At 56.5% G+C, this 16,649-nt stretch carries 17 protein-coding genes; 4 read left to right on the top strand and 13 right to left on the bottom strand.

From position 1 onward, the window contains the following. Window positions 1–13 precede the first annotated feature (13 nt). The 5 genes from pheA to L6990_RS04855 form a co-directional block, all read right to left on the bottom strand. Window positions 14–967: a prephenate dehydratase gene (gene pheA / locus L6990_RS04835; protein WP_237202939.1), complete on the bottom strand. Its 954-nt coding sequence runs from the start codon at window positions 965–967 to the stop codon at window positions 14–16. 98 nt (window positions 968–1,065) lie between these two features. Next, on the bottom strand, window positions 1,066–2,286 hold the full coding sequence (locus tag L6990_RS04840) for a DUF805 domain-containing protein (RefSeq protein WP_237202940.1): 1,221 nt from the start codon (window positions 2,284–2,286) through the stop codon (window positions 1,066–1,068). A 180-nt stretch (window positions 2,287–2,466) separates the two neighbouring features. After that, entirely contained in the window at window positions 2,467–3,213 is a 747-nt protein-coding gene (locus tag L6990_RS04845) for a hypothetical protein (RefSeq protein WP_237202941.1), read from the bottom strand. Between the two features lie 215 nt (window positions 3,214–3,428). Next, window positions 3,429–4,133 carry a DUF6318 family protein gene (locus L6990_RS04850; RefSeq protein WP_237202942.1) on the bottom strand — a complete coding sequence of 235 codons (705 nt, stop codon included), beginning with the start codon at window positions 4,131–4,133 and terminating at the stop codon, window positions 3,429–3,431. 485 nt (window positions 4,134–4,618) lie between these two features. Next, window positions 4,619–5,872, bottom strand: a complete 1,254-nt coding sequence (locus L6990_RS04855; RefSeq protein ID WP_237202943.1) for a DNA cytosine methyltransferase — start codon at window positions 5,870–5,872, stop codon at window positions 4,619–4,621. A 129-nt stretch (window positions 5,873–6,001) separates the two neighbouring features. Here L6990_RS04855 and L6990_RS04860 point away from each other — a divergent pair, with 129 nt between their 5' ends. The 4 genes from L6990_RS04860 to L6990_RS04875 all read left to right on the top strand — a co-directional run bounded on the left by L6990_RS04860 (window position 6,002) and on the right by L6990_RS04875 (window position 8,451). Continuing rightward, a complete protein-coding gene (locus L6990_RS04860) occupies window positions 6,002–6,922 on the top strand; it encodes an NgoPII family restriction endonuclease (protein WP_237202944.1) in 921 nt (306 codons plus the stop codon). A gap of 257 nt (window positions 6,923–7,179) precedes the next feature. Further along, window positions 7,180–7,650, top strand: a complete 471-nt coding sequence (locus L6990_RS04865) for a hypothetical protein (protein WP_237202945.1) — start codon at window positions 7,180–7,182, stop codon at window positions 7,648–7,650. After that, the gene (locus L6990_RS04870) at window positions 7,647–8,063 is read left to right on the top strand and encodes a hypothetical protein (protein ID WP_237202946.1); all 417 of its coding nucleotides are present in this window, start codon (window positions 7,647–7,649) and stop codon (window positions 8,061–8,063) included. Before L6990_RS04865 ends, L6990_RS04870 begins: the two co-directional genes overlap by 4 nt. Beyond that, complete coding sequence (locus tag L6990_RS04875; protein ID WP_237202947.1) at window positions 8,032–8,451, top strand: hypothetical protein; 420 nt, start codon at window positions 8,032–8,034, stop codon at window positions 8,449–8,451. The genes L6990_RS04870 and L6990_RS04875 overlap by 32 nt, the downstream gene beginning before the upstream one ends. A 48-nt stretch (window positions 8,452–8,499) precedes the next feature. Here L6990_RS04875 and ald read toward each other — a convergent pair whose 3' ends face one another. The 8 genes from ald to pyrE form a co-directional block, all read right to left on the bottom strand. Beyond that, complete coding sequence (ald, locus tag L6990_RS04880) at window positions 8,500–9,585, bottom strand: alanine dehydrogenase (RefSeq protein WP_237202948.1); 1,086 nt, start codon at window positions 9,583–9,585, stop codon at window positions 8,500–8,502. A 114-nt stretch (window positions 9,586–9,699) separates the two neighbouring features. Next, window positions 9,700–10,116 carry a DUF3151 domain-containing protein gene (locus tag L6990_RS04885; RefSeq protein WP_237202949.1) on the bottom strand — a complete coding sequence of 139 codons (417 nt, stop codon included), beginning with the start codon at window positions 10,114–10,116 and terminating at the stop codon, window positions 9,700–9,702. A 245-nt stretch (window positions 10,117–10,361) separates the two neighbouring features. Then, window positions 10,362–11,384: a class II fructose-bisphosphate aldolase gene (fbaA, locus tag L6990_RS04890; protein WP_237202950.1), complete on the bottom strand. Its 1,023-nt coding sequence runs from the start codon at window positions 11,382–11,384 to the stop codon at window positions 10,362–10,364. Between the two features lie 376 nt (window positions 11,385–11,760). Then, window positions 11,761–13,371, bottom strand: a complete 1,611-nt coding sequence (locus tag L6990_RS04895; protein WP_237202951.1) for an SLC13 family permease — start codon at window positions 13,369–13,371, stop codon at window positions 11,761–11,763. A gap of 171 nt (window positions 13,372–13,542) precedes the next feature. After that, the gene (locus tag L6990_RS04900; RefSeq protein WP_237202952.1) at window positions 13,543–15,018 is read right to left on the bottom strand and encodes an MFS transporter; all 1,476 of its coding nucleotides are present in this window, start codon (window positions 15,016–15,018) and stop codon (window positions 13,543–13,545) included. Between the two features lie 167 nt (window positions 15,019–15,185). Next, window positions 15,186–15,854: a TrmH family RNA methyltransferase gene (locus tag L6990_RS04905; RefSeq protein WP_237202953.1), complete on the bottom strand. Its 669-nt coding sequence runs from the start codon at window positions 15,852–15,854 to the stop codon at window positions 15,186–15,188. 11 nt (window positions 15,855–15,865) lie between these two features. After that, window positions 15,866–15,997: a hypothetical protein gene (locus tag L6990_RS11900; RefSeq protein WP_272879265.1), complete on the bottom strand. Its 132-nt coding sequence runs from the start codon at window positions 15,995–15,997 to the stop codon at window positions 15,866–15,868. Window positions 15,998–16,032: 35 nt separating this feature from the next. Next, a complete protein-coding gene (gene pyrE, locus L6990_RS04910) occupies window positions 16,033–16,614 on the bottom strand; it encodes an orotate phosphoribosyltransferase (RefSeq protein ID WP_237202954.1) in 582 nt (193 codons plus the stop codon). Window positions 16,615–16,649: the final 35 nt, after the last annotated feature.

Below are 16,649 nucleotides of genomic sequence, written 5' to 3' on the forward strand. Positions count from 1 at the left end.
CACCCATTGAACCTTAGATATTGTGCTTGAGGCCCTCAGGGCGGCCACCTACAAAGAGGGCCTCAACCCAATCGCGGGCGGCGTCAAAGGCATCCTCGCAGTGGAGGGTTTCCACAGCGGTGACACGCTGATCAGCGCGGGGGTAAGAGCCCAAATACTGCACCCCCGGTGAGACCCGGTGGATGCCGCGCAGGGCGTCCCGCACACGAGCATCATACAGGTGCCCATCAATATCGATGGAGAAAAAGTAGGAGCCCAAGAACTCGCCGGTGGGGCGCGATTCAATGCGGGAGAGGTTGATCCCGCGAGTAGAGAACTGTTCGAGCAGGTCAAGCAAAGCGCCGGGGCGATCTTGCGGCAGCGGAATCACCAGGGTGGTTTTGTCAGCTCCTGTGGGAGCAGGCGCAGGTTTGTTGCGGGCAACCAGCACAAAGCGGGTGACCGCGTTCTTGTTATCACCGATATTGTGTGCCAGTACCTCAAGTTCAGGGTGTTGCTGAGCTACCGTAGGCGAGCAGACAGCGGCCTGGTAGCCGGGGTTCTCGTGCAACAGCCCCAGTGCAGCAGCGGCTGTGGACGATCCCGGCACGTAATCCACGCCCGGCAGGTTAGCTGCCGTCCAGGCACGCACCTGCGCCCAGGCGTGGGTGTGGGTTGAAACGGTTCTAATATCTTCAAGGCTCACACCGGGGCGGGCTACCAACACGAAGGTGATGGGTACCAAAACCTCACGGATAATTCGTAGGTCAGCACCCCCTGCAGCGATAGCATCCAGGGTTGCAGTCACCCCACCTTCCACCGAGTTCTCGATGGGCACCATGGCGGCGTCTGCGTCCCCGTTGCGTAGTCGCTCCAGTGCATCAGGGACGCTGGTAGCGGGCACACGGGCAGCATCCAGTGCGCCGGGTACGGTCAGCAGGGCTGCTTCGGTGAAGGTGCCGCTGGGGCCTAGGTAGGTGTAACGCATGGTTAACCAGTCTAGTGCGCCCCTTGGCCCTAACCTAGTGGGTGCGGGGCAGCGTCCGGCAGGTGAGAGGGACGGCGGCACGGTGCACCAAAAAAATTTTATCGCTGAGAGGTGTTCTGGGCCTGCTGGTAGTAGGCCGTGGCAGGTTGCGCTGGCAAGGGTGATTGCTGGGAGGGGTGGCCTGACCGGTCACGTGAAGGTGTGAGGCAAAGTAGCAGCGGTATGAAGCCCAGCCACCAGAATCCCAGGATAGGACCAATCCCCATCATGCTAGTGACAGGGAGCATGAGGACATCCAGCAGAATCCCTACGAAGCAGAGCGCCCACCAGGGCGAGAAACCGGCATCGCGCAGGCGTCGCAGTTGAAGCCCGAGGCTCAGACTGATTCCAATGATGTAGCTCAGCATGGATGCCACCCACGCTAAGATAATGCCCGCCAGGCCCATCATGACTTCCCCAAAGCCGTGCATTTTGTCACCGGGTTGCCCTGTCTCTGGAGCTATCCACAGCATGAAGAGGAAGATGGTAGCGCATACCAAGGCGGTGGTAGCGGCCCAGAAGGCAAAGACCCACCAGTATTCGCTGCGCGAGGCTTTGCCCTTGTAGAGGGTCATGTATGAAAAGAGGTTGCTCAGGGCGGTGCCGAGGCCAACACGGGGGCGGGGCAGACCGTCAGTGGGGTGCTGGGATACAGGGGGCGGCGCCGTGTGTGAACCATTGACCGGGTGGCCGGCGGCTAGCTGGCGATGGTTTGGCGCGAAAGGTTCACCCGGTGTTGTTTCGGCGGTCATCGGTGCCGACGGCAGGAGCGTGAGCCCCATCAGCGCAAGGATAGGTAAGACAGGAAGAAGTGTGCCGGTAGTCCAGAAGCCCAGCCATTGCAGCAGTAGTCCCAGGGGCGCTGCGAGGAGTAGCCATGCCAGCTGAGGAGTGAACCCAACGTCGCGCAGGCGCCGAGCAGCCAGTGAAGCGAGGAGCGCGGGGAGAAGTAGGTGCACCAGGATTTGGACGCCGAAGTAGATCAGAATAATGCCAAGGCCAACGAGGCTGAAAGTTTGGCCGTGGTAGCGGTAACCGGCGGTGAGACGGTCGAGGAAGAACTGTAGCACCAGGAGGACTGGCAGACAGAGCAAGACCAGGCTGCCTACTGCCCAGGCTTCACTGCGTGATGCTCTGCCGCGGAAGGTTGTGAGGTAGGTGAAGAAGTTGCCCCAGGCATGGGCCAGACTTGCGGCGGGGCGGGGGTGTGGGTCTTGCGGGTGGTGGGTATCGCGCCGCGAGATGCGTCTACGCACGGGTGCGACTTCTGGGGCTGACATGGTTTCTCCCTTGTTCGTTTCTGCTTGTAATAGCTATTGCTACCACTGGAAATGTGACATGACAAGGGTGTTTTATTGGGCTTTCTGCTCAGGACGCCGGGGCGAGCGAGCACGCTGAAGGTGGGGTAGCAGAAAGCTCCCCTGTAGTTACAGCCTGAAAGAGACAGTTACGCCAGCTGGCTAACGGTCAGCACCGGGACAACCCCAAGCACCCCCATCAACCGAACAATCACCAGCCACCAAACCCACCTGCGTCCGCCACACCCGCACCAACTGACCCTCACTCACAGCCACACCCGTCCCATCAATCACCTGCCAAGGACCACCAGCAACACTAAACTCACCCCGATAAAAAGTAGTCACCGAATAAGTAAAATCACCCGGCTGCACATACTTATGACTAGTAGGAGTAGGCTCATCCCACACCTCTTCACCCAACTGATAACCCGCATTAACCGTACTTAGCGACTCCCCATCACCATAGTCAAAACGATAAGAAACCGGGGTGGCACGCACCTGCACCGGCACCCCACCCATCTCAATATCAAAAGTCTGCTCCTGCGGACTAGCCCAGAAATTAGTGTTGTAATTCTTCAAGGTATGCGGGGCACGCTCCTGATGAGCAGCAGAAGGCAAAATACCTAGGTTTTGGAAGTCCTCTGCTGTAACAACGATAGGGGCTGGCGCCTCGATGACCTCGCCGTCTGGCAGGGTGTATTCAACAGGGGCTGGGTCTTGGCCTTCTGGTGTTTTGGGGGTGCAGAGGTAGGTTTGACCGGTTCGTTGGTCGGTGCGTACTCCCGGGGCGTCTGGTGGGGAGAGGACGAGGTTTCTGGAGGCGTCGGGGCTACTGCAGGGGACGTTCGGGGCAGAGGTTCTTTTAACAGGCGCAATGGCAGTTGGCTGCGCCTCTAACTGAGGGGGCACGGGCTGAGTAACGGCACCACCCCCACCATTACCTTTCCTACCCCTTTCGCCTGGCTGTGTATCAAAGCTCGGCGGAGCCCCACTACAAATCATGTTTAGCCGATCCCGATCAGCATTTCCCCCAAATTTCGTGCATGAGTTATTGGCATATGCATCAGTGCCGGAAGAAAGGGTCAACGCCAACACCATGGCAGAGACAAACGGGAAGAAGCGTTTCATTGATCAGCTCCGACTAGTTCAATCCCATTCATTACCCACTTGTTGTCTTTATATTCAACTTCGAAGTATATTCCTTCAGTTTCACTGGCAGAGTTATCTACAAAACTCATTTCGCCATCATGGTAGGTGTAGCTATCCTGGACAATGAGATTTCCGCCCCAGGTGTAGGTACCATTACCTTGGTTAACAAATAATCCATCACCCAAAACTACGGATCGGAGACCTCCTGCCTTCCAACCTCCGTGACTATATAGATTTTCAGTCCAAGCGAAATACTCAATATCTGCCTCATGAGCTTCGCTGACTAGAGGAAGCGCATAAGTAAAGTCGCCAGTTTGTGTTCCATAATTGACCGATTCAGCCCAGTAACCCAAAAACTTCTCAAGCCCTTCGTCAGACTCAACATTCATCCCCTCAGGCTCAACCGGACGAGGCACATTCTGAGCAGGGCCCTGCTCATCAGCAGCCCGATACTCCCCCTCAGGCGCCTTAGACCCACCAGAAAAGTGCTCAGTTGCCTCAGCTGTAGCACCCCCTGAAGAACCACCACCGGCGGCATTAGAAGCCGAAGAAACAGCAGATGAAGAACTATCGCTAGGCTCCGGAATACTCCCCGTCGACTTCTCCCCACAGCCACTCAAGACCAGGGCACCAAGGGCAGCCAGAGTAAGGGTTTGAGTCAAGTAGCGAAGTGCATGCATGAGGGTAGCTCCAAAAGAATCGTGCTGTGACGTGAGTCAATGCTTGTTTCATTTTTCTACCACTGGACTTGTGCCAAGGCAAGCCCGCGCCAACCACCAGCCCTATGCGCCCCCTTTGTGACCGGTTATTACGCATTTTCGCTTGCCACTTGAGATATCTATGTCCCCTGCGTCTCTATTCGAAAACTGTGCCTGGCGTCCACGCGCAGCCTGATAAAGGGTGCCACCGTTGGAGAGCTTTATTCATAAGGGTAGGTGAAGCAGGCTCACAGCCAAGCTGCTGGCTCGGCGGCTGGCGTGAATCGCCTTGTGAGCGGAGTCAACCAGGCGAGAGGGTGGCAGCAAGCGCGGGCCTGCGGGACCCCTTATGAATAACCCTCGGAGTTCCGGCATGGTTTATAGAGTTGTGTGGTGGTCTAAATTTTGGGAAGCACCACAGACCTAAAGCCAGTACATATCAGTCTGAGCTTTCAACCACCTATCCGTTAATTCTTCAGTATTTCTTTGTGTTCAAGAAAGAATCGAATGATAGGTCGACTAATTTTTTCAGCCAACAACACAGGGACCGCATTACCAATCTGCTTGTACTGCTCATTCAAGCGGTTGTTCTTAGTAGTATGAAGCTTGCCACCATCAGAAAACTCATACCAGTCGGGGAAGGTCTGAACTCGGGCACATTCTCTAACAGACATGCGGCGGTTCTCGCTACCCTGGAACTTCCACTCATTCTTACCGAGCTTGACCATAGGCTTACCGCCTGGCCACTGAGGTGCTTGACGACCCGAAGCTTGGATAGTGAATGACTGCTCATCCCATGATTTCTTGCGGTTGCGAGACATGTACATCGAGCTATAGCTGGTGTCGAAGACTTCCTCATCGTGACCAACAGGTAGACCTTCGAAAGCCTCCCTTAGTGTAACCCAGGGATATTCTTTACCAGGTCCGTGAGTAGGTTCAGGGAGTTCGTATTGAAAACCGTATTTCTCAGCAATATCGTTACGAACACCAATGATGAAGACCCGCTCGCGAAATTGGGGTACACCGTAATCACGTGAATTCACAAGGTGAGCACTTACCTGGTAGCCAGCCGCGCCAAAATCTTCACTAATCTGTTTGAGTGCCTGACCTCCTGCCATCGTCATAAGACCTTTGACATTCTCCGCAATAAAGAAAGAGGGTTTGGACTGCATGAGAGCACGTATATAGTGGATGTAGAGGAAATTCCTAGGGTCATCTAACAGACGAGGACCTGCAGCGCTGAAACCTGGGCAAGGAAAACCGCCCAGTATAAGGTCACTGTCTGGAAAAGATATAACCTGACGAATATCGCGAGAGTCCTTTACAACTCCTCCCCCAATGTTAGATAGATAGGTTTCGTTCGAAGAAGCAAAAAGGTCATTGGAATATACGTAATGCACTTTACCTGAGAGTTTCTCAAATTTTGCGCGGTTTGCTAAACCTGCTAAGGAAATATCTTCACCATATTCAACCGTGGCAGCGGAAAGCTTGACGCCTAGGTCAAGCCCTCCTGCTCCACTGAAGAGTGAAGCTATATTTATACAACCGCTCAGATATGACAAACGAGAGTGGAGAAACTCCTCAAATTGATGTGCAACAGGAGTTGAGTTCTCTTCAACAATAAGCTCCTCCTCCTGGATCTTGGCATCGAAAACTTGCTGAACTTCTTCAGGGGGATAGGTCAGAGAAGACCTAAAAGTAGGTGAGGCTTTACTGAGCATCGTAAGTTTCCTAATCCCATAGGCCGAACATATATTCTAATATCTTATCAAATTTGCTCACTGAAGGCCAACAGGGGAAGTGTGAGATAATGCGTTTGGTGGTATGTATGGTCAAGAAAGAGGGAGTCTATGCAACCGGCAAGTGACATCATTATTGCGCTTCATAACATTATGGATCGGAACTCAACTATTCTGGCACCAATTTTTCGGTCTGACGGTTCTGCCAACGCAGCCGGGGATAGCTTGGAGTACTTCGTTAAGGATATGTTTAGCCCTGGTAATAGAGCTGCTCAACACGGCAATGAACAAGCCAAAGAGCAGGCTTACTCAGAATATTTATCTTGGACAGGAAATAGTTCTAACTTCCCTGACTTTATCGTCAAAGGTGGGGTGGGCGTTGAACCGAAAAAAATTCAGAGTGCCAGTTTTTCGAACCTCTCGCTTAACAGCTCGTATCCTAAGGGGTATATAACGCCCCAAACCCAAAACATGCCTGCGGCGAGTAGCATTCGGGAGCCGGAGCCATGGACCAGGAAGGAAGTTGTATACGCAGTAGGTAACCTCCCGAAGGGACAGGAAGTTGCTAATAAACTCAAGTATCTCTGGCTAGTTTACGGAAATACATTTATTGCTGATGACGTTATTTACCAGTCTGCAATCCAAGATATACGTGAGGCACTATCAAACCTGCGCGGCAACATGATGGCTGATTCTAAAGAGTTAGGTCGTGTATACGGCATTGATCCACTCGAAAACACGAACCTTCGCGTGCGGGGCATGTACGAACTAAAACACCCCGCAATTGCCTTCAAAGATGTTTTGGACGATCTTGACTTATCATTCCCTGAAAATTCAACTGAGATATATACGGTGATTCTCAAGTCTAATTATGAGGAGTTGGGTGAAGTGGTTGACTTAAATGATAATGCACATAGTCTAGAAAAGTTTATGGATGCTGGACGTCTTACCCGCTATGCGGTGGACCTTTCCGACCCAAACGATACGCTGAAAACAGTGGAAGCATATATTTTCGTTGGGTATACAGATTAGTAAAAATTGAGGAGGGTTCTTCATAAGGGGTTCCGCAGGTCCATGCTTGCTACCGCCCTCGCCCCCGGTCCGCTTCGCTCACAAGAACGATTCACACCAGCCACCGAGCCAGCAGCTTCGCTACTAGTCTAATTCATCTGCCCTATGAATAACCCTCATCGCTCCATCAACGCGTCATGCCATACAGAGAACGCTTTATACGCACTATCCATCCCCTGCTAAACTTGCGGTAACTCAGGACACAAAGAGGTGAGACCGTGGCGCATACAGTAGATCCGCAAACACAGCCCGCTAGTTCCGGTTCCGTGCTCAGCCCGGACGACTACCACTGGGTAGAAAAACGCGGCGACACCACCGGCCGTAGCCTCTTCTATGCGCTGGGGGTTACCCTCTTGATCCTCAGCGTCTCATTCACCCTGAGCGGCCCCGGGCACCAGTGGACCACCATCACCCTAGCCACCGGCTTCATTATTGTTATTGCCCTGGGATTCACATCAAAACGTAGGAAAGCGCGCGCTTCCCTTCCAGTCAGCTACCACCTGGTCACCACCGTCATCTTCCTAGGCTGCCTCTTCTTCCTTTTCTACTACGACCAAACCAACCTTGAATCGCTCTACTGGCGCCTACCGCTATCCGCAATTATCGCTTTTATTTACACCCGCTTCGTTGCGCCCAGTGCCGTTAAAGTGCCCGGCCGGCCCCGAAACCACACAACAGGACGACCATGAGCCGCCACAAGCGTCCAACCAGAGGAATCCACCCCGTACACGCAGCCGTCGCAGCTTTTGGGTTTAGCCTGCCCATCTGGTCAGTGGCTACTGATCAGCGCTGGGTGATGTTCCTGGGTTTGTTTATTGGCTACTCCGGTCTCTACTCCGTAGAGAAAGACCGCTGGAACCTGGCTTCACTAAAAGGCACCACTACTGCCATCCTCATCATACTGGCCGGCTTCGCAGCCGTCTCCTATGGCTTTGACGCCATAGCCAGCGAGGATTTCAACACCTCCCCCACCGGCGCAGCAATCCAGCACGCTCTGCTCTTTATATGGTTCTTTATCTGCTTTATCTTTGTCTATCCCGTCAGCGCTCCATCCCCAAAGGAGGAACATCATGAGCAGCCAACCTCAGCCAGCACAGGTTGAAAAGGATGAAGAGGCAACACTTGCCTTTGGCGTGGGCAGGCTCCCGGCCCTTCTTGCCGCCCTGGGGTTCAGCCTCTTTGTCTGGGCATTCATCGGTGACGGCTATCCCTTCATCAGTGCCTTAGCCACCATGATGGGCTTCATCACCGTCAAAGTCGGCATGAACCTCCCCCAGCACGGTAAAGCAGGTTGGTACGCAGCAGGTCTACTCTTAGTTGGCATCTTCGGTAGCCTCTTCGTCAGCTATGCCATCGTCAACCCCTTGCCCGACCACTTCGCCCGCACGGTTCCCGGCGTCCTCACCCAGCAGGCGGTCATGGCAGCTGCTCTTTACCTCTTCTTCCGCAGAATGATCCCCGTCAACAATCCCCGCCTGCAGCACGGTTAGTGCGCAGACGTGGATAACAGCAGCACGGCAGGGGCCGACGCCCGGCACCTAGCTCGCTAGGTCAGGGAAGGCTTTTGCCACACCGTCAAAGACGATCTTGCCCGCATCCGTATTGAGCCCCAGTGCCAAATCGGGGTTAGTTCCTAGGGCGGCGTCCACTCCATCTGCCAGCTTGAGTACGTAGGGCAGGGTAGCGTCTGTCAGCGCCAAGGTTGAGGTGCGCGGTACAGCTCCGGGCATGTTGGCTACGCAGTAGTGCCTGATGCCGTCTACCTCAAAAATGGGGTCAGCATAGGTAGTGGGTTTGGAGGTTTCAAAGCATCCGCCCTGGTCAATCGCCACATCAATCAGGAGTGCACCGGGTTTCATCTGCTTCAGGTGCTCACGACGCACCACCTTGGGTGCCTTAGCACCGGGTACCAGGATGGAGCCGACCACCACGTCCGCCCCCACAATTTCCCGCTCGATATTGGCTGGGGTTGAGGTCAGAACCCGCGCTGATGTGCCAAAGAGGTCAGCCAGTTCGCGCACCCGCGGCCCGTAACCCTCAAGAATCGTGACCTCAGCACCCAGACCCACCAGAAGTTTTGCCGCCTGGGTACCCACATTGCCACCGCCCAACACCACGGCGCGGGCAGGCGCGACACCGGGCACACCGCCCAGCAGGGTACCGCTACCGCCCTCCGTTGAGAGCAGGTACTGAGCACCAACCTGGGCCGCAAGACGCCCCGCAACCTCGCTCATAGGCAACAGCAGGGGTAGAGCCCGGCCGGTACGCACGGTTTCATAAGCAATACCGCGAGTCTTAGCCGCCAGAAGAGCCTCCGTCAGGGGCTTATCTGCAGCTAGGTGCAGGTAGGTGAAAAGGGTAAGATCTTCGCGCAGGTACTCATACTCAGATTCAATGGGTTCTTTGACCTTGACCAGCAGTTCGGCCTGCTCCCAGGCCTCGCTCTGGCTCACCAGCTGCGCACCGGCACCCTCATATTCTTCATTGGTGAAGCCAGCGCCAACACCGGCGTCCTTTTCAATAAAGACCTGGTGACCAGCCTGGGTGAGTGCATAGACACCGTCGGGGGTCAGCCCCACTCGCTGTTCTTGGGGCTTGATTTCGCGGGGTACGCCGATGCGCATGGTTACTTCCTTTGCTTCGCCATTGAAAACTGGGGCGTAATCCATATTACATGCAAGCACCCGGGCTCCCCCACCTAGAGGAGCGAAGAGCCCGGGCAACAAAACCTGGGTAAACTAGCTCAGTTCAGCCTTAGCCGCAGGGTCTGAATCATTCAGGAATTTTTCGATGCGCTCCGCCTCATCAGCCTCACCGATTGCGGCAGCAGCCTGGCCCAGCAACAGCAGGGCTTTGAGGAAACCTCGGTTAGGTTCATGGCTCACGGGGATAGGCCCGTGCCCCTTCCAACCGTTGCCGCGCAGGGCGTCCAAACCGCGATGGTAGCCAATCCGCGCATAAGCGTAAGCCTCAAGCACGCGCCCCTCCGCCCAGGTTTCTTCAGCCAGGGTGGCCCAAGCCAGTGGGGACTTGGGGAAAGCCTTAGCTAAATCTTCGCCAATATCGCCGGCCTGGACGCGCGCCAGCAGCTCGGTTTCTTCGGGCAGGTAGGTGGGGGCAGGGCCGTCCAGCAGATTCTTACCGGCAAGTGACATGGAGGTCTCCTCGTGTGGGGGTCTTCTTCTACAGCACAGTCTACGCGCTAGCCAGGCACGCTGCCTTCCGTCCGATGTAACCATAAACTTCACCAGCATGTTCTTACTTCACGCCCGTGAAGTTTTGGGTTACATCGCAAGCAGGAACCACCAGGACGCCGGGCCGAATCCACGCACACAAAAAGCGCGGCGCGCCCTCCCCGAAAGAAGGACGCGCCGCGCCTGTAAAACTAGCCAGCTAGGGACTACTTCACTGAAGTACCTGCTGAGCCCAGCTGCTGAGCTGCTTCTACCACGCGAGCGGTCATGCCAGCTTCAGCTGCTGCACCCCATACGCGGGGATCGTAGAGCTTCTTATTGCCAACTTCGCCGTCAACCTTCAGCACACCGTCGTAGTTGCTGAACATGTGGCCAGCAACGGGGCGGGTGTAGGCGTACTGGGTGTCGGTGTCGATGTTCATCTTGATAACACCGTATGAAACTGCGTCTGCGATTTCCTGCTCGGTTGAGCCTGAACCACCGTGGAAGACCAGGTAGAAAGGCTTGTCCTTGCCGTACTTAGCGCCGACCTCGGTCTGGATTTCCTTGAGCAGCTCGGGGCGCAGGTGCACGTTACCGGGCTTGTAGACACCGTGAACATTACCGAAGGTTAGAGCAGCCATGTAGGTGCCCTTCTCGCCCAGGCCGATAGCCTCAACGGTCTTGATGGCGTCCTCAACAGTGGTGTAGAGGGAGTCATCGATAGCGCCTTCAACGCCGTCTTCTTCGCCCCCAACAGCACCAATCTCGACCTCAAGAACCTGGTGATTCTTAGCGGTGCGAGCGATCAGCTGCTGAGCGATTTCAAGGTTCTCTTCCAGGGAGATCGCTGAGCCGTCCCACATGTGTGAGTTGAAGATGGGGTCTTCGCCGCGAGCTACAGCCTTCTCTGACTCTTCGAGCAGGGGCAGAACGAAGCCATCCAGCTTGTCCTGGGGGCAGTGGTCGGTGTGCAGAGCGATGTTGACGTCGTACTGCTTAGCGACCTCGCGGGCGTAGGCAGCGAAAGCCAGTGAGCCAACAACCATGTTCTTCTTGGTTGAGCCTGACCAGTATGCTGCGCCACCGGTTGATGCCTGAATGATGCCGTCTGAACCTGCCTCAGCGAAACCTGCGATGGCTGCGTTGAGGGTCTGTGATGAGGTGACGTTGATTGCTGGGTACGCGAAACCCTTGGTCTTCGCGTTTTCAAGCATTTCTGCATAGACTTCCGGGGTTGCAATAGGCATGCTGACTCCTTGGTTGTCGGTTGGGCGGCCCGGTTGGCTGCCTGTTGGTCGAGTTAGTACCAGCGCTGCCGGGCTAACCGGGCAGGGGCACTTGCCTGCTTCTCAGTTTACCAAGGGTGAGCGCTCTTAAGGTAGGTTTCCCACACAAATTTCGGTCATAAACCCACTTAAAACCATGAAAACCATAAGGTCTGATGCACCTCAAGCCCAGTTTTTCTCAGCTGAGAAAGCTTACATGTTGGTTTTTATGGGTTTACGTGGATGCCTCTTACCCTCAGCTCACCTTCCTTCTTGATATACACAAGGACGCCGCCGTGCACCCGACTGCTAGAAGCAGGGAAGGTGCGCGGCGGCGTCCTCACCGGAACCTAAAAGGCTAGAGACCGAAGACCCAGACAGCCAGGCTCATGGTGGTCGCGGTAATGGCGAAGATACAGAAGATATTCAGCCACAGACCGCCCTTGATCATCTGACCGATGGTGACGTAGCCCGAGCCGTAAGCAATAGCGTTGGGCGGGGTTGCCACCGGCAGCATGAAGGCGCAGGTTGCAGCCAGTGCCACGGGGATTGCCAGCAGCATGGGGTCATAGCCCATGCCCAGGGCGATACCGCCAGCCACGGGCAGGAAGGTCGCCGCGGTAGCCGTGTTGGAGGTCAGCTCGGTGAGGAAGAGGACGCCGGTAGCTACCAGAGCCACAATCAGCAGAATGGGCAGGGCGCCCAGACCGGCAACCGTGCTACCAATCCATTCGGTCAGCCCGGAGCTAGTGAACTGACCTGAGAGCGCCAGACCGCCGCCGAAGAGCAGCAGGACGCCCCAGGGGAGCTTGGTGGCGGTTTCCCAGTCAATTAGACGAACACCCTTATTAGCGCTGCCACCGGCAGGCAGGGCAAAGAGCAGTAGACCCACGGCCACAGCGATACCGGCGTCCGTGATCGGGGGTGCATCAGACCAGATGATGGGCACAAAGATCCAGGCAAGAGCCGCAAGAATGAAAATTACCAGCACCTGCGCTTCGCCGGAGCCCATGCTCCCTAGCTTCTGGTACTCGGTGGCAATCAGCTTTTTACCGCCGGGAATCTCATCAATTTCAGGCTTGAACAGTACCTTGGTCAGCAGGAACCAGCAGAAGAAAAGAACCACGATGGCGATGGGCATGCCCACGATCATCCACTGGCCAAAGCCGATGGTCACCCCATGGGCGTCCGCCATGTAGCCTGCCAGCAGGGTGTTGGGAGGGGTGCCAATCAGGGTGCCCAGCGAACCGATGGACGCCGCGTAAGCAATACCCAACATGAGTGCAGTGCCGAAGTTGGACTCAATGACGGCGTTCTTGACCTCATCGCTGTCAGGGGCGGCGCCGTCCTCAATCTGAATGTTCTTGCCACCGGTTGCCTGGGCAATCAGCATGAGCACGGAGACACCGATGGGGATCATCATGACCGCGGTGGCGGTGTTCGATACCCACATCGAGAGGAAACCGGTGGCCACCATGAAACCCGCAACCATCATGGAGGGGTTGGTGCCCATGACTTTGAGGGTCAGCAGGGCGATGCGGCGGTGCAGGTTCCAGCGCTGCATCGCAAGAGCCAGCAGGAAGCCGCCCATAAAAAGGAAGATGATGCTGTTGCCGTAGCTGGCGCCGATGTCATTGATCTTAACTTCGCTGTTAAGGACCGGGAAAATCACCAGCGGCAGGAGGGCTGTGGCAGGAATCGGGATCGCTTCGGTCATCCACCAGCCACCCATGAGCACAGCAGTTGCCGCAGTGAGGCGGGCAGCATCAGGCACATCGCCGGGCATGATGAAGTAGACCAAAAGCGCGGCAGCTAGGCCACCGATGAAACCAATGAGGCGTTTCTTGCGTTCACCCTGCTCAACCTCTGGGGCCTGAGAACCGCGAGACTGGTGAATCTGAGAAATCGCCTGGGTGGGCGCCGCGCTGTACTTTTGCAGGTGATCGCCCGTGACGTGGGGTTTTGACATATAGACCTCACTTCGTTGTGTGTGTAGCTCCTAGCCCGCGCTTGTGCGGGTAGTCACTCCACTCTACTGGATGAAGCCTTTTATGAAGCATGTCTCACATTTGTATGACATGGGTGGACGCAGCAGCACGGGGCAGTCATCAGCAGAGCCCCAGGTTGAGCGTATCTAGGGCTAGGCGGACGCCGTCTCGCGCACCTCGCGCCTGCGGTCAGCAATAGTGAAAGCCAGGCCGCTGCTAAGGGTCAGCACGATCGCCGAAAAGGCTGCAATGATACCCACATTCCAGTGGAACCCGGCCTCGGTCAGCGCGTAAAGGATGGAAGGAATCAGGGCAGTACCCACCGCAGTGCCCATACGTTGCCCCAAGGAAAGCACGCCCCCTGCAACACCGCTGACTCGCGGCGGCACCGACTTGAGGGTCAGGGTTTGATTAGGTGAGATAGTCAAGCCGCCACCGATACCCAGAAGAAGCAGAGGCACCGCGAGTGCCCAGACCGGTAGTGTGCCGTTTTCTACCGGGGTTATGAGCGCAATGGTGCCAAGGATTGCCAGCAAAGAAAAGCAGAAACCCACCATCACCATGCGGCGCCCGGCACCTAGCACGCGGCGTCCTGCCCAGGGGGCAACAAAGGCTGACACCAGCGCTGAGGGCACCCCAATCATGGCAGCCATCAGGGCGCTCTGACCCAGGTGCCCCTGCACGTAGATAGGTATGATCAGCCAAACGCTGGTGTTACCCAAGAAATAGAGGGAGACAATCATGATGCCGTTACGGAAGGCAGGTTGCGTGATGAGATCCATGTCCAGCATGGGTGGGTGCCCAGCTTTCTTGTAACGCCCCTCCCAGATCACGAAGAATACAAGAAGAGCCAAACCTACCGGCAGGAAAGCCCAGAAAGCCGGGTTATCGCTGCGCTGCACGAAAGGCAAAAGAAGGGTAAAAACAGCCAAGGCGAGAGTAACCATACCCACGGGGTCTAGGTCCAGACGCTTGGTGCCAGGTGAGGGAGCGATGCGGTCTCGAGGTATCCACCGCAAACCCAGAACCAGACCCAGCAGGCCAATAGGCACGTTAATAAGGAACATCATGCGCCAGCCCAGCGACTCACCAAAAATTTGGATAAGGAAACCACCCATCACCGGGCCCACAATCACTGCGAGCGCCACCACTGAGCCAAACATTCCGTAAGCGCGGGCGCGGGTTTGCCCTGTGAAGTTCTGCTGAATGATGCCGGTGGTTTGCGGGTTGATGAAGCCAGAACCGAGGCCCTGCAGAACGCGGGCAGCAATCAGAAACTCAATGGAGGGGGCCAGCCCACTGAGCAAGGAGCCCAGCGTGAAGAGGATAAGACCGAGCATGAACATGCGGCGGCGGCCAGTAGCGTCGCCCAGGCGTCCGGCGGCAACCAGGGGTACGGCGAAGGAAAGCGCATAGCCTGATACCACCCACTGGGTTTGGCTAGAGCTTGCCCCCAGTGATGAGCCGATAGGCGTGAGTGCCACGTTGACCACGGACACCGCCATGAGCGCCATGAAAAGAGGCACGAGTAGGGCGGTCAGCAGTTTCTTGGGGCTGGTGTGAGCCGGTAAGGACGCGGGCGCCCCGCTACCTTTGGTAGGGGAAGGTGGGCTGCCAGGTTGGCTCATTGCGGGCGTCCTTTCGTGCACAGGTGCAGGTCTCTATCTGCCAAGAGTACACCCGCTCAGAGGGCTGAACTGCTTGCCAGTAGCCGCTAGGGCAAAAGTGGCACTTCCTACCAGTGAATGGCGTTTTCTGTCACTCACTGGCAGGAAGCGCCACTCTGCACGAAAATCTAGTTGACCTTCTGACCGAACTCGTGACGGCGGATCCAGGCGTGCATGGCGATGCCGGCGGCAGTTGCCGCGTTCATGGAGCGGGTGGAGCCGTACTGCTCAATGGACAGAGTGGCTTCGGCGGCAGCGTGAATATCCTCTGACAAACCGGGGCCTTCCTGGCCGAAGACCAGCACGCAGTCCTTGGGCAGGTCGTAGGTTTCTAGCTGCTTGGAGTCCGGGAAGATGTCGATACCGATAATTGCCAGGCCCTCAGCCCGCGCCCATTCCACGAAATCCTCTACCGTGGGGTGGTGGCGCACGTGCTGGTAGCGGTCGGTAACCATAGCGCCGCGGCGGTTCCAGCGCTTCTTACCGATGATGTGCACTTCTTTGGCTAGAAAAGCGTTGGCGGTGCGCACTACGGTGCCGATGTTCAAATCGTGCTGCCAGTTCTCAATCGCCACATGAAAGTTGTGGCGGCGGGTGTCAAGGTCCGCGATGATGGCGTCCATGCTCCAGTAGCGGTAGTGGTCCAGGACGTTGCGGCGGTCGCCCTCACGCAGTAGTTCCTCGTCCCAGTGGTCGCCCTCGGGCCACTCGCCTTCCCAGGGGCCGACGCCGACCTCGCGGGCATCCTCTGCTACACCGTCAGTGGTGGTTACTTCTGCTGCGTGTTCGTTATGCATACATTCACTATCTACTGCTTGTTTTGAACCTGGGTGGAGCGCTCAAAGACGCGGGTGTGCGCCCACAGCCAGCTGGTGGGGCTGGCATGAATCACGCGTGAGCGCCAGCGAACCCGTGAGAGGGTCTGCTGGCGCGGGCGCACACCCGCGTCTTCTCATCCGCTACGGAATAAGTACCTTAGTCTAGGCCCAGGTCGCTCTTGGAGTAGGCGTAGAGGCAGGGCACGCCGGCAACCTCTTCGATGTGCTCCTTAGCGCCGGTTGCACGGTCAACGATGACGGCAACAGCCACGACCTCGGCACCTGCGTTACGCAGGGCTTCAACAGCGGTCAGGGCGGAGCCACCGGTGGTGGAGGTGTCCTCAACAGCAACGACGCGGCGTCCAACCACGCTGGGGCCTTCAACCTGACGGCCCATGCCGTAGGACTTCTGAGCCTTACGCACTACGAAGGTGTCGATGGCGCGGTCATTGTCACCTGCGGTGCGCATGATGGCGTGCCCGACGGGGTCAGCGCCCATGGTCAGACCGCCGGCAGCATCAAACTCGATGCCGGCTGAGTCAATGAGGTCGAGCATGACCTGACCAACCAGGCGGGATGCCTCGTGGTGCAGGGTGATACGGCGCAGATCGACGTAGTAGTCGGCTTCTTTGCCGGATGCCAGGGTCACCTTGCCGCGCACAACAGCTAGTTCAGAGATGAGTTGGCGCAGACGCTCGCGGGCTTCTTCAATGGTGGGGGTGTCAGAGAGGTTAGTCATGCTCCCCAGTCTAGTAGATGAAAGGGGTGCCCAGC

Origin of the sequence: Rothia endophytica (assembly GCF_928381505.1) — a bacterium.
GTDB classification, from domain to species: domain Bacteria; phylum Actinomycetota; class Actinomycetes; order Actinomycetales; family Micrococcaceae; genus Rothia; species Rothia endophytica_A.

Excerpts from the sequence above, each read along its gene's own strand:
- L6990_RS04860 (WP_237202944.1), top strand. The coding sequence starts at position 6,002 with ATGCAACCGGCAAGTGACATCATTATTGCGCTTCATAACATTATGGAT.
- L6990_RS04840 (WP_237202940.1), bottom strand. The coding sequence starts at position 2,286 with ATGTCAGCCCCAGAAGTCGCACCCGTGCGTAGACGCATCTCGCGGCGC.
- L6990_RS04885 (WP_237202949.1), bottom strand. The coding sequence starts at position 10,116 with ATGTCACTTGCCGGTAAGAATCTGCTGGACGGCCCTGCCCCCACCTAC.
- ald (WP_237202948.1), bottom strand. The coding sequence starts at position 9,585 with ATGCGCATCGGCGTACCCCGCGAAATCAAGCCCCAAGAACAGCGAGTG.
- L6990_RS04900 (WP_237202952.1), bottom strand. The coding sequence starts at position 15,018 with ATGAGCCAACCTGGCAGCCCACCTTCCCCTACCAAAGGTAGCGGGGCG.
- L6990_RS04870 (WP_237202946.1), top strand. The coding sequence starts at position 7,647 with ATGAGCCGCCACAAGCGTCCAACCAGAGGAATCCACCCCGTACACGCA.
- pyrE (WP_237202954.1), bottom strand. The coding sequence starts at position 16,614 with ATGACTAACCTCTCTGACACCCCCACCATTGAAGAAGCCCGCGAGCGT.
- fbaA (WP_237202950.1), bottom strand. The coding sequence starts at position 11,384 with ATGCCTATTGCAACCCCGGAAGTCTATGCAGAAATGCTTGAAAACGCG.
- L6990_RS04895 (WP_237202951.1), bottom strand. The coding sequence starts at position 13,371 with ATGTCAAAACCCCACGTCACGGGCGATCACCTGCAAAAGTACAGCGCG.
- L6990_RS04850 (WP_237202942.1), bottom strand. The coding sequence starts at position 4,133 with ATGCATGCACTTCGCTACTTGACTCAAACCCTTACTCTGGCTGCCCTT.
- pheA (WP_237202939.1), bottom strand. The coding sequence starts at position 967 with ATGCGTTACACCTACCTAGGCCCCAGCGGCACCTTCACCGAAGCAGCC.
- L6990_RS04855 (WP_237202943.1), bottom strand. The coding sequence starts at position 5,872 with ATGCTCAGTAAAGCCTCACCTACTTTTAGGTCTTCTCTGACCTATCCC.
- L6990_RS04875 (WP_237202947.1), top strand. The coding sequence starts at position 8,032 with ATGAGCAGCCAACCTCAGCCAGCACAGGTTGAAAAGGATGAAGAGGCA.
- L6990_RS04905 (WP_237202953.1), bottom strand. The coding sequence starts at position 15,854 with ATGCATAACGAACACGCAGCAGAAGTAACCACCACTGACGGTGTAGCA.